Below are 12,450 nucleotides of genomic sequence, written 5' to 3' on the forward strand. Positions count from 1 at the left end.
AGACGTTAAGATTTTCAGTTTTGAGAAAGGTTTGAGTGCTATTCAACGGGAGTTTAGGGGGGAAAAGGAACAAAAAAGGTTGAGACTGTAATTAATGCTATACCATTGTTAATCCTACTAGCCACATAGTGGAGTGTTTTATACATCTACTAACCTCATCTTTAGTTATCTGAAATTCTGAAATTATGTATAGGTAGGCAATGAGCTATCACTCTTAATTTATTCAGTCTAAATACTAAACGTTGAGCTTGTTGTTTATATAAAGCTTGTGGTACTACTTTAGGTAAAATTTTCATCAATTCTCTAGCCGTACTAATACTGCAACCAGAAATAATACTAATCTCATTGGCACCATCAAAAACAGCATCACCAGTTAAGGCTCTTTCAATTCGCACCTGCCAATTTCGAGGGGCTAATTCTCCGCGTTCAATTCGTTGTAGACTATTGCTGGTTGCTAAAACAATCATGCGATCGCCTACTGCCAATCGAGTTTCGTAAACAGGTAGTAATTTGGCAGGAGATTGTAATGATTTTTGATAGAGAATTGGTACAGCACCATAACCATAAGCAATATCACTCAGCATTAATCCATTGAGTGTATCACCAGCCTCAATCATGTACTCTACAACTTGAATTGTCTGATTATTTAAGTGAAATAAGCCAAGAATATTTTCCCCAAAAGCAGCAGCAGCAAACACTTCTGCTGATAAAGCTGCGGTACACAAAACTTGTGCATAGGGAAATAATTGGGCTACTTTGTCACTAAAATTCCGGTTGTAAGTACGGATAACTAAGCTAATATTGGGATTTAGACCATGAGCCATCAAAGCAATTTCTAGATTTTCCATTTCATCATCAGTAACTACAACAACGCTTTTGGCATCAGTAATATTGGCGTTAGCGATATCGTTGGCAAAGTTACCAATAATTAACGGTATTTGGGGAAGATAATTAAAATCAACTGCTGTATTACTAATTGCTACTAAAGGTTGTTGAAGTTCTTGTAATAAACTAGCAATTTGCGAACCAACTTGGTTTAACCCCATCAACACAACATGATCTTGTTTGGGTATGCTTGGACGAGGACTAGTAAAGAAAAATTGGAACCTGGAAGAGAGAAGTTTCTCAGTTAGCAAAGCGTACAATACTCCGACAAAAGCTGTTCCTGCCAAAGTTAATCCCAAGCTGAACAACCGCAATAATCTGGGGATGGGTTTTTCAAATTCTACACCCCCATATACATCACCATATCCACCCAAAAGTAAAACAGCAGTAGTATAAAATGCTTCAGCAAAATTAATATTGGGGTAGTAAAAATCATAGAAAATAGTCCCACTTCCCCACAAAATAAGTACTGTCATGCCACAAATAAGTGCAACTCGGAGAATGTGATCCCGCTCACTAGCTTGCCATAATTGAATGAGCTTCCGCTTGAGGTTAAGCCATGACATCCTCAAGATTATCTTTTGCCAAAACTGTTGTGATTTGGCTTTAGATTTAATTGCCTGTTTTTGAACCAAGGGAAACAAATCTGCAATTTCGACATAAACAATTGTGTCCCCAGGCTGTAATATTGCTTCTGATTCCCATTCACAGAACTGATGAGGCAGTTGGGATAAACTAGAAGCGTAATTTAATACGCGACGAAAAGAAGTATTTAATTGATGTACCTGCCATTTATTGCACCATGAATCATCGGGTTTAATTTGATATTTTGCTACCCTCAACTTCTGACCTTCTAAATTAAAGTAGCCGAGATTTTCATTGCCCAACGCAGCAAAAGCAAAGGCAGAAGCAGTCAGTTGATTTGGTTCAAAAGCAATAAAGTTACCAAGATTTTGGCTTAAAAGCTGATTGAGATTTTGTTTATCAGAACGTACAACAAGGCGAACTTGGGGATTAAGCAACCGTGCTGTAAATGCTGCTTCTATATTTACACGTTCATCATTAGTAACTAAAATTACAGTCCGACATTGACTGATGTGTGCTTGTTCTAGAACATTTGTTTGACGACAATCTCCAATTAATAATTCTTCTAATAAATTATGTAAATTTGAGACTTCCCAGTTTTTAGGTTCTACTTGGTCAATGGCGGTAACTCTGGCACCATATTCTTTGAGGACAGCTACACAATGCTGACCTAAACTTCCTAGCCCACAAACCAAAAATAGATCTAGCTTAGGCTCACCTGGTTCGCAACCTTTACCAGCTTGAGGGTTATTGTCTGAAGATGGCAGCATTTTATTGCGCCGATAGTACCAACTTTGTATCTAAAATAATTATACTTTTAGCAATTTTATTTAAAAAAGTAAAATATTATGCCATCAGACTGCTAGTTGAATTATGCAGAAAGTTACGCTTAGAGCCGAGAGAGCATAGGATTTTGTAATCGAGAGTTTTTAGTATATAAATAATTTTTGTAACATTAAATCTTTATAAAATGCGTCGCTTTCAGTATTGAATATTGAATTATTAAGTAGTGAAAAGTATTTTCTTACATAGTCATAGAATAAGAGTGGTAAGAAGAGTGAAGGTAAAAATATTATGTCAGTTAAATTTTTACCAGACCTTGGAGATTTAGCTGAAGGTCTTGGTGTTACAGGTATTGCAGCATTGCTTCTTATACCTGTGTTCGCGCCAGTAATTGTCCGTATAGGTAAACCTATTACTAAAGCAGCGATTAAAGGTGCAATACATTTATATGAAGATAACAAAGGAGCGATCGCAGAAATTCGTGACGGTTGGGACGATATCGTAGCAGAGGCAAAAGCTGAGATTGCTGAAGAAAGGACAATTAAGTCGGCTCAACCTATAGAATAATAGCTTCTGATGGCTAGTGAATCTGAGAAATAAGCATACTTTGTCATCACACACTGTGCATTGCATCTTAAGTTTTACAGATGAATGCAATATATCTTCAGAGATGGGTATTCCCCATCTTTAATTTTGGCAAAAACTAATTTTAACGTGAGTTCGATGAACCTCTCCCCAACCCCTCTGTCTTGAAAAGTTTTGCGCCGGGAAACCCGGACGCGCAAACTTTTCGCTCCGAAGCGGAGAGGGGCTTAAATATTTGTAGTTTCCGACGAAAAATTAGTCTTTTGAAGCCTCTCTCCTTGCAGGGGAGAGGTTTGGAGAGGGGTTTTTATAATCCGTCGAACTCACGTTAATTTTAGATAAGGCATTATTAGCAGATAACAACTTATACCCCTCTTCTGTCACTTTCCGAAATAAGCAAATAGTAAATAACTGAAATTATCCAGAAGAGAAAAAAGGTTTAAATTGGTTCATTGTACAAATTAGGTGATTAAATCCAAGCAATAAATCGGAATTAGGAAAAACATTTATCCAGGGATAAAGCAACCAAAATAATAAAAGAGGTTGAACAATTAAACGAAGATTATTTAAAGTATTCTTCCATCCAGAATCATTATTCCATTGTTTATGATTAGAGAAATCTACACAATTAATACAGGCACTGTCTTGTACTTCTGCTTCAGAAGGAGCTTGATTTAAGGATAAGAAAGGTGGAGAACTTAAACTAATCATTGTGTAGACACAAAAAATAATCTCCCACCATCTCTCAATATGTTGGAAATTTGTAAACCTGTAATCTGTCCAGCCTAGTTCCTGTTTACACTGCCGAAAACCATATTCTCCCCATGTTCTTAATCCATATAGGTCGCCTAAAATCTTCTTGAGGTTCCCTGAAAGATTAGTCATAACAAATGAAGTAGAATTTTCTGGCATTGTTTCTGGGTCAGTTGTTATTTCCCAGTAAGTTATGGCTCTTTTTTTACTATAAACTATTTCTCTAATATATCTAGTTTCTGATTTTTGGTTACTAAATGTTCTCTGAAATTTGCACCACTTATTTGCCCTAACGCTCTGCCCTGCTGGCAGTCAGACTCCATGATTACTTCTAATTGATACCACATAACCTAAGTCATATTCAGCCAGTTTTCTAATAAATTGGCTACTTTCACCATACAAACTATCAGCCAATACTAATTCAATATTGAAGCCTGATTTAATTAATTCTGTAATTATTTCTGATGCTAACTCTATTTTAGTTTTATATTTATCTGACTCCTTTAGTGTTCCTTTTGGTTTAAACACTTTGAAGATTCATGGAAAAGTTATGTTGGCATAAACTCCATAAGCGTTAACTGAAACTATCCCATTATCTACTTTTCCCACGCTTCCTAAATATTGTCTTGCTACATAATCTGTCTTTTTACCTTTTTTTCTGTCTGCCAAAGTGATTTACCCTCTGGCATTACTTGCACACCATTTTGCTCTACCCACAGTTCATCAAAAGATGTATCACAATTACCGTTGTGTTTCTCTAAAACATCCAATGCGTGATTTGCAGGCGCGTAATTGCCTAATAACTCCCGTGCCACATTAATTTCATTACTAGTTAGTTGAGTATCCATAACTTTAACCCTCATCCTCATAACGCGGCTTTTTCCCATCCAACACCGCACTCACAGTCATATCTCCCATCACATTAATCGCCGTGCGACAACGATCTAAAAACCAATCAACCGTCACCAACAAAGCGATATACTCCGTCGGCAAGCGCACCGAAGTAAACACCAAAGTCATCGTCACTAACCCAGCATTGGGAATTCCAGCCGCCCCCACCGATGCAAAAATCGATGTCAGCACCACAATTAACTGCTGTCCCAAATTCAAATGCTGCCCAATCACTTGGGAAATATATAATGCAGACATCGCCTCATAAAGGGCAGTACCATCATTATTAAAATTTGCACCAACTAACGCCCCTAAAGATGCCGATGATTCTCTTAAACCGACTTTGGTTTGTAACACTTCCCAAGTAATAGGCATTGTCACAGTGGAAGAAGAAGTTGAAAACGCCGTGATAAAAGCATCCGAACCGCCAGCCAAAAACCTTAACGGGTTTACCCAAGAACCAAACTTAACTCTGGTGAGATAGTAGCAAGCTTGTAATAACAACGCTACCAGCACCGCTACAATAAAAGCCGCCAAAGAGATAAACGGGGCAAAGCCTTTCTCCGCCACAGTTTTAGCCACAATACCAAAAACAGCAAAGGGAACTAAGGCAATTACCCAGTTGAGGATGCGAATTACTGCTTCAAATAAAATTCCAATCACATCTTCAATGGGTTGAAATCCGGTTTTGTTTTGGGTAATTTGTTCTGATTTTAAGCCCCGTAAAACAATTCCAAAACAGAGGGCAACTATAATCAGTTGAATCACATTATTACTCACCAACGGCGCAAGGACGGCTTCGGGTACAGCGTCTCTGAGTAATCCCCAAGGGTCAATATTGGCGTTAGCAATTGTTGTTTGTGGCTTGGGTAAACTTCCCCAAGTTCCAGGACGGAGGACGTTAGCGACTAATAGCCCAATCAAAATCGCTACAGTAGTGTTAGTAACAAGTAGTAATGCTAACCGCCGTCCGGCTGTACCGGGAATATTCGCTGTCATAAAAGTATGCAGCACTGCTACCAAAATCAGTGGTGTAGCTAAAGCGCGCAGTGCCTTAAGAACCAGTTCTGCCGGAATTGCTAAATTAGTGATGAAAGCAGCATTGCTGGGGCTGGGATTTCCTGCACCCAGCGAAATTCCCAGAATCACAGCCAGTATTAAGGCGATCACAATTTGTAACGTGAGAGGGATGCGCCGCCACCAAGGACGGGAAGTAGTATCAGGCGGATGATGACTCTCTGTTTGACTCATTGGTAATGCTAGGTAACTAAACTAAGGTAACTATTAAAACAACAGTTGCGGAAGTGAAATTTACTTAAACAAGATAATCTAATCAATCTAGGGGTTAGGGGATGCAGGGGAGCAGGGGAGTAGAGGTGAGAATAACAAATGACCAATGACAATTGACTATTGACTATTGACCCCTTTGGGGTTCGCCAGTCGCTCATGGGGGAAACCCCCAAGACCACGCTGGCTCACCATTGACCATTGACTAAAAATTATGTCTTTTGTACCTTTACATATTCACAGTGACTATAGTTTGCTAGATGGGGCAAGTCAGCTACCAGATTTGATTGACCGCGCCATAGAATTGGGGATAAAAGCGATCGCAGTTACCGATCATGGTGTCATGTATGGTGCTGTTGAATTGCTCAAAATTTGCCGTAGCAAAAATGTCAAGCCAATTATTGGCAACGAAATGTATATCATTAACGGCGATATTGAAAAACAAGAACGTCGTCCTAAGTATCATCAAGTTGTTTTAGCCAAGAATAATAAAGGATATAAAAATTTAGTTAAATTAACCACTATTTCTCACCTCAAAGGTGTACAAGGTAAAGGTATTTTTTCTCGTCCCTGCATCAATAAAGAATTACTCAAAGAATATCACGAAGGTTTGATTGTCACTAGTGCTTGTTTAGGCGGCGAAATTCCCCAAGCAATTCTTAGTAATAGACCAGACGCAGCCAGAAAAGTTGCTCAATGGTATAAAGATGTATTTGGTGACGATTTTTATTTAGAAATTCAAGACCACGGCTCCCAAGAAGACCGAATTGTTAACGTTGAAATTATCAAAATTGCGCGAGAGTTAAACATAAAATTTGTTGCTACTAACGACTCGCATTTTGTTTCTTGTTTTGATGTTGAAGCGCACGACGCTTTACTTTGTATTCAAACAGGCAAGCTAATTATTGAAGATAATCGGATGCGTTATAGCGGCACAGAATATCTCAAATCTGCTGACGAAATGAGAATGCTATTCCGCGACCATTTACCCGATGATGTCATTGAAGAAGCGATCGCAACTACAGAAGAAGTCGCCGATAAAGTCGAGCCTTACCAAATTATGGGTGAGCCTCGCATTCCTAACTATCCTATTCCTTCTGGTCATACTGCTGATACGTATGTTGAAGAAGTAGCTTGGCAAGGACTTTTAGATAGATTAAACAGGAAATCCCGCGCTGAAGTCGAGCCAGTCTATAAAGAAAGATTGGAATATGAACTAAAAATGCTCCAGCAAATGGGATTTTCTACATACTTTTTAGTTGTGTGGGATTACATCAAATTTGCCAGAGATAACAATATTCCTGTGGGGCCAGGCCGCGGTTCAGCCGCAGGTTCCTTGGTAGCCTACACAATGGGAATTACTAACATTGACCCCGTACATCATGGATTACTATTTGAGCGTTTCTTAAACCCAGAACGTAAATCCATGCCTGATATCGATACAGATTTTTGTATTGAACAACGAGATAAAGTTATTGATTATGTAACTCAGAAATACGGTGCAGATAGAGTTGCTCAAATTATTACCTTTAACCGTTTAACTTCTAAAGCTGTATTAAAAGATGTCGCCAGAGTTTTAAATATTCCCTATGCTGAAGCCGACAAAATGGCGAAATTAATTCCTGTGGTACGGGGGAAACCAACCAAACTTAAGGTGATGATTTCTGATGCTACTCCCGAACCAGAGTTTAAAGAAAAATATGATCATGATCCGACAGTCCGCCGTTGGATTGATATGGCAATGCGGATCGAAGGAACTAACAAAACTTTTGGTGTTCATGCAGCAGGTGTAGTAATTTCTGCTGACCCTCTTGATGAAATTGTTCCTCTACAAAGAAATAATGACGGTTCTGTAATCACCCAATATTTCATGGAAGATTTGGAATCAATGGGTTTGTTAAAAATGGACTTTTTGGGTTTAAGAAACCTAACAATGATTCAAAAAACCATTGATTTGATTGAACAACATAAAGGTTATAAAGTTGACCCTTACGAAATAACTAATCAAGAGAGAAAAGCGCAAAAGATATTAGCCAAGGGTGAACATAAAACTCTGCCTAAAGACGTACAGAAAACTTATGAACTGTTAGAATCTGGAGAATTAGAAGGTATATTCCAATTAGAATCATCGGGAATGAAGCAGATAGTCCGAGATTTGAAGCCTTCTAACATTGAAGATATTTCTTCAATTTTGGCATTATACAGACCTGGCCCATTAGATGCGGGGTTGATTCCTAAATTTATCAACCGCAAACACGGACGCGAAAACATTGATTATGAAAGCCAGCTTTTAGAACCAATATTAAATGAAACCTATGGAATTATGGTCTATCAAGAGCAAATCATGAAAATTGCTCAAGATATGGCTGGTTATTCTCTAGGACAAGCTGACTTGCTGCGCCGCGCGATGGGTAAAAAGAAAGTTTCCGAAATGCAGAAGCAGCAGGAAAAATTTATTGATGGTTCTACAAAAAACGGTGTCAGAAAACAAGTAGCGGAAAAGCTATTTGATGATATGTTGAAGTTCGCCGAATATTGCCTTAGCTATGACACCCAAGTGTTAACAGTTGAATATGGCTTTATACCTATCGGCGAAATTGTGGAAAAACAACTTGAATGTAACGTGTTCAGTGTTGATAGTAATGGTTATGTGTATACGCAGGCGATCGCTCAATGGCATAATCGAGGACAGCAAGAAGTATACGAGTATGGTTTAGAAGACGGTTCGGTAATTCGAGCCACAAAAGACCATAAATTTATGACGACTGATAGGCAAATGTTACCCATCGATGAAATATTTGAACGGGGATTAGATTTACTGCAAGTTAAAGGCTTACCAGAATAAGCATCTTACCCTCACCCCTGCAAGCCAGCAGGGGATTTTTGATGAACCAAGTTCTGATATTCACCAACAAAGCTCCAAAATTTTTTCACGATATTCAAAGTAACGTTAGACTATCAAAAGCAACATTAGCGATCGCAAAATAATTCGGAGGCTTGGGTGGCTCATCCTTCCAGCATCCTTTGGGTAGAATCAATTTGGTTAGACAAAGCTAGAAGCTGGATTGATGATCAACTTACTCAACATAATATCCAGCGAATTGGCTTAATTGAACAGCCTCATATACGCCATTGGTCAACAGTGCTGAAAGTTCCAACAAACATAGGTTATATCTACTTCAAAGCCGTTGTACCAGATCTTGTATATGAAGCATCAGTTACTCAAGTTTTGGCAAATTGGTATCCTCACTGGATGCCGCAAATTTTAGCAGTCGATCAACAACAAGGATGGCTGCTAATGAAGGATGGCGGAATGCGGCTTCGGGAAGTTTTGAAAACCGAGAATGATATTCGATATTGGGAGTCAATTCTGCCAATATATGCTCAACTACAACAGCAGTCTGCCAAGCGTGTAGATGATTTATTAAATAGTGGTCTTCCAAATCGCTGTTTGGCCATTTTACCTACTAAGTTCAAAGATTTATTAGCCGATACTGAAATGTTAAATCTTGAGCATACTGGTGGGATTAGTTTAGCTGAATATCAACGTTTACAAGAATGCACTGATTTGTTTGCTTGGCTATGCGAACATCTGGCTAGTTATGGTTTACCAGAGTCACTCCATCATGGAGACTTACATGATGGAAATGTTTTTATTCATGAAGGATGCTATCTGTTCTTTGACTGGGGTGATAGTAGTATTTCACACCCTTTCTTTACTCTAGAAAGCACATTTACATCCTTAGAGAACAGATTCTCCTTAGAAAAACACTCATTCTGGTTTGAATTGCTCAAAGAATGCTATTTAAACTCATGGTTTGAATATGAGACTCAAGAAAAATTACTAGAAGCGTTTAATCTCGCACAAAGATTATCACCTATTCTATCAGCATTAAGATGGTTGCCAGTGCTATCAGGTATGGATGAATTAGAACGTAGTAAATATAGCACTCAGGTTCCAAGCTTACTGAGAGAGTTTATAAATTTAAATTTATAAATATAAATTTTGTTGGCATTCAAGTCTAAAAATGTAATCCTTTATTTACCAAACTAAGGCTTGAATAAATCGATTACCTTATCCAAAGTTGGAAAAATAAATAATAGTTACTATATTAGACTTATTATACGAATGTTGAAAAACAATAATTTTATGCCTCATCCAAAAACGCAAAGGCGCGAAGAGTAAGACAATTTACTTGTTGAATCGGCATAATTTGATTCGTGTAAGAAATTTATTATGGTTGATTTTTAAGACAATAAACTATAAAAATTCTGTAAAAATACTCAAATTTTATGCTTCTGTAATTTGCATTTCAAATTGCAAATCTAGTGGGCGCGATAATGCCAAATGACATAATCGCCGCAGCATGAAAGCGTGAATACAAAACTCCTCATTTCGCCTCAAGAACTCACGTCTTTATTAGCAGAAAAGTCATCAAAAACAGTCGTTATCGATACGCGCACACCAGAAGAATATGCCGTTGCTCACATTCCTAAATCAATTAACATTAGAGATTTTTTTACATATCTTTTAGCAATTTCGTCACCAGATGGGTTGAGAAAACTGCAAGAGTATTTTGCAGAAATTATGAGCAACCTGGGAATATCTGGTGGAGAGAAGTTAATTGTCTATGAGGATGCGTTAAATCAAGGTTACGGACAATCTTGTCGAGCCGCTTTTTTACTGAAGTATTTAGGTTGTAATCAAGTATCAGTTTTACATGGCGGATATCAAGCATGGTTGGCTGCTGGTTTACCTGTTACCGATGACGTACCTGAACCAGAAAGCAGCATTTTTAGATTGCATCCCCAAGCTGACATGATTGTGACTACAACAGAGATGTTGCAAGCAATAGACAATCCAGCAATTATAAAATTAGATGTGCGCGATCGCGACGAATGGCAAGGCTTAAGTTCTTCACCCTACGGTGCTGATTTTTGTCCTCGTAAAGGCAGAATCCCCAATTCTGTATGGTTAGAATGGCATCGTCTCATGACATCTGAGTCTGGAATACCTATGTTCCGTTCAAAAGCGGAAATTCTAGAAATTTGCCAATCTATAGGGATTACTAGCAACTCGATTGTTTACATTTACTGTTTTAAAGGTTCGAGAGCAGCCAATACACTTATCGCCTTACAAGCAGCAGGAATCTCTGCTAAAAATTACTTTGGTTCTTGGAATGAGTGGTCACGTGATTTATCGCTACCGATTGATAGCAGAGTTTTATAATTTGTAATTCGTAATTATTGCTTTGACCAGTTGTAAGTAATACTAGGGAAATGTTGATTTCTCCAGTATTTTAGTATGCAACAATTATTTAAATACTTATGCACCTGGGTAGTAATTACTTTACTATGTCTAGGTTTAGGCTGGTCACTGCCTGCACAAGCAGCTACCAAAATTGATGCCAAATTAGAACAGCAAGTATTAGAAATTATTCGCGCACATCCAGAAGTACTTATCGAATCAGTTCAGGTTTACGAGCAAAAACAGCAAGCACAACTAAAGCAAGCACAGCAAGCATTTTTACAAGATTTAAAAACGAATCCTCAGGCTGTGATTGGTAATTCGCCTAAAACTGGCCCGGCTGACTCCAAAATTGTGCTAGTAGAATTTTCTGATTTTCAATGTCCCTACTGTGCTGAGGCGCATAAAATACTGAAGTCAGTCCTCGAAAAGCATAAAGATAATCTGACATTGGTTTATAAGCATTTCCCCATAACTTCAAGTCATCCAGAAGCAATACCAGCCGCACAAGCAGCTTGGGCTGCACAGCAACAAGGCAAGTTTTGGGAATATCACGATGCTTTGTTTACTAATCAAAAGCAACTAGGTGAAGCTTTGTATTTAGATATTGCTAAAAAACTCAATCTAGATTTGCAAAAGTTTAATAGCGATCGCAAACTTGCCATTACTGCGATCGGGCAAGATATCCAGCTAGCTGAAAAGTTGGGCATTATGGGTACACCTTTTCTCGTCATCAAGTCTGAAAATTACACAGGTGCCATCCAAGCATCAGAAATCGAAAACAGATTAGCTAATACTAAATAAATTCAAAAATAAATGAGGTTTGTAGCTAAAGCTCGATAGCTTCTAACTACAAACCATCACAAGTCTGATCTTTAATCTTCCAATGATTTGGCTGGTACTTCTACTGCCGTGACATCAATTGTGCCTTCTGGTGCAAAGCGTTGGAAGTGGCCTTTCTGAACTAGTAGCCGTTCTCCACAATTAGGACACTCTAATTGGCTATTGTTTAAACCAGTAAATTCATATGCACAGACAGGACAATTATTAGTAACTAAGTTACTTTGCAGCCACCAGCGAAACCCGAAGAAGGCAACAACAGGTGCTAGTGCTAGCAATCCAAACAAAATAAATAACGATTTAACTAACCAACCCAAGCCCAATGAACCTAGCAACCAGATAACTGCTAATAGAGTGAGCAAAGGGCGGAGATTTACCATATTCAATTGAGAATTGTTAAAGCTCATTTTTGAAATACTGTCTTGCTCTATCTCTAGGATAGCGAGTTTGTGGTTAGTCAATAGTCATTTGTCATTAGTCATTTGTTAATGGTTAACGTGAGTTCGATGAACCTCTCCCCAACCCCTCTCCGATGCGGAGAGGGGCTAAAACATTGTGATATTTCAACGAAAGATAAGGGTTTCAAAGCCTCT

At 38.3% G+C, this 12,450-nt stretch carries 9 protein-coding genes and 1 pseudogene; 5 read left to right on the top strand and 5 right to left on the bottom strand.

Annotated features, from left to right (window positions below; genetic code table 11):
* Positions 1 to 161: 161 nt before the first annotated feature.
* A complete protein-coding gene (locus H6G76_RS30450; RefSeq protein WP_190709313.1) occupies positions 162 to 2,240 on the bottom strand; it encodes a TrkA family potassium uptake protein in 2,079 nt (692 codons plus the stop codon).
* Positions 2,241 to 2,544: 304 nt separating this feature from the next.
* Here H6G76_RS30450 and H6G76_RS30455 point away from each other — a divergent pair, with 304 nt between their 5' ends.
* Entirely contained in the window at positions 2,545 to 2,820 is a 276-nt protein-coding gene (locus H6G76_RS30455; protein WP_190709315.1) for a DUF5132 domain-containing protein, read from the top strand.
* 435 nt (positions 2,821 to 3,255) lie between these two features.
* Here the strand turns inward: H6G76_RS30455 and H6G76_RS30460 are convergent.
* From H6G76_RS30460 to H6G76_RS30465, 3 genes and pseudogenes are all read right to left on the bottom strand, one after another.
* Positions 3,256 to 4,254 (bottom strand): annotated as a pseudogene (locus H6G76_RS30460) (IS701 family transposase); the annotation flags it as partial.
* Positions 4,221 to 4,439 (bottom strand): hypothetical protein, encoded by a 219-nt coding sequence (locus tag H6G76_RS38310; RefSeq protein WP_397333810.1) that lies wholly within the window; start codon positions 4,437 to 4,439, stop codon positions 4,221 to 4,223. The pseudogene H6G76_RS30460 and the gene H6G76_RS38310, both read right to left, overlap by 34 nt.
* 4 nt (positions 4,440 to 4,443) lie before the next feature.
* On the bottom strand, positions 4,444 to 5,733 hold the full coding sequence (locus H6G76_RS30465; protein ID WP_190709317.1) for a dicarboxylate/amino acid:cation symporter: 1,290 nt from the start codon (positions 5,731 to 5,733) through the stop codon (positions 4,444 to 4,446).
* Between the two features lie 250 nt (positions 5,734 to 5,983).
* On the opposite strand from H6G76_RS30465, the gene H6G76_RS30470 reads away from it, so the two are divergent.
* From H6G76_RS30470 to H6G76_RS30485, 4 genes are all read left to right on the top strand, one after another.
* Positions 5,984 to 8,614 carry a DNA polymerase III subunit alpha gene (locus tag H6G76_RS30470; RefSeq protein WP_190709319.1) on the top strand — a complete coding sequence of 877 codons (2,631 nt, stop codon included), beginning with the start codon at positions 5,984 to 5,986 and terminating at the stop codon, positions 8,612 to 8,614.
* 156 nt (positions 8,615 to 8,770) lie between these two features.
* Positions 8,771 to 9,766, top strand: coding sequence for a phosphotransferase (locus H6G76_RS38150; protein WP_190709321.1), 996 nt, complete (start codon positions 8,771 to 8,773; stop codon positions 9,764 to 9,766).
* A gap of 378 nt (positions 9,767 to 10,144) precedes the next feature.
* A complete protein-coding gene (locus tag H6G76_RS30480; RefSeq protein WP_190709323.1) occupies positions 10,145 to 10,999 on the top strand; it encodes a sulfurtransferase in 855 nt (284 codons plus the stop codon).
* Between the two features lie 75 nt (positions 11,000 to 11,074).
* Positions 11,075 to 11,821: a thioredoxin domain-containing protein gene (locus H6G76_RS30485; protein WP_190709325.1), complete on the top strand. Its 747-nt coding sequence runs from the start codon at positions 11,075 to 11,077 to the stop codon at positions 11,819 to 11,821.
* A 71-nt stretch (positions 11,822 to 11,892) separates the two neighbouring features.
* On the opposite strand, the gene H6G76_RS30490 is transcribed toward H6G76_RS30485, so the two are convergent.
* Entirely contained in the window at positions 11,893 to 12,264 is a 372-nt protein-coding gene (locus H6G76_RS30490) for a hypothetical protein (protein WP_190709333.1), read from the bottom strand.
* Between the last annotated feature and the right edge of the window lie 186 nt (positions 12,265 to 12,450).

It is taken from the genome of Nostoc sp. FACHB-152, from assembly GCF_014697475.1.
In the GTDB taxonomy this organism is placed as follows: Bacteria; Cyanobacteriota; Cyanobacteriia; order Cyanobacteriales; family Nostocaceae; genus Nostoc_B.

Coding starts and splice junctions, on each gene's coding strand:
- H6G76_RS30450 (WP_190709313.1), bottom strand. CDS start 2,240: ATGCTGCCATCTTCAGACAATAACCCTCAAGCTGGTAAAGGTTGCGAA.
- H6G76_RS30455 (WP_190709315.1), top strand. CDS start 2,545: ATGTCAGTTAAATTTTTACCAGACCTTGGAGATTTAGCTGAAGGTCTT.
- H6G76_RS38310 (WP_397333810.1), bottom strand. CDS start 4,439: ATGGATACTCAACTAACTAGTAATGAAATTAATGTGGCACGGGAGTTA.
- H6G76_RS30465 (WP_190709317.1), bottom strand. CDS start 5,733: ATGAGTCAAACAGAGAGTCATCATCCGCCTGATACTACTTCCCGTCCT.
- H6G76_RS30470 (WP_190709319.1), top strand. CDS start 5,984: ATGTCTTTTGTACCTTTACATATTCACAGTGACTATAGTTTGCTAGAT.
- H6G76_RS30485 (WP_190709325.1), top strand. CDS start 11,075: ATGCAACAATTATTTAAATACTTATGCACCTGGGTAGTAATTACTTTA.
- H6G76_RS30490 (WP_190709333.1), bottom strand. CDS start 12,264: ATGAGCTTTAACAATTCTCAATTGAATATGGTAAATCTCCGCCCTTTG.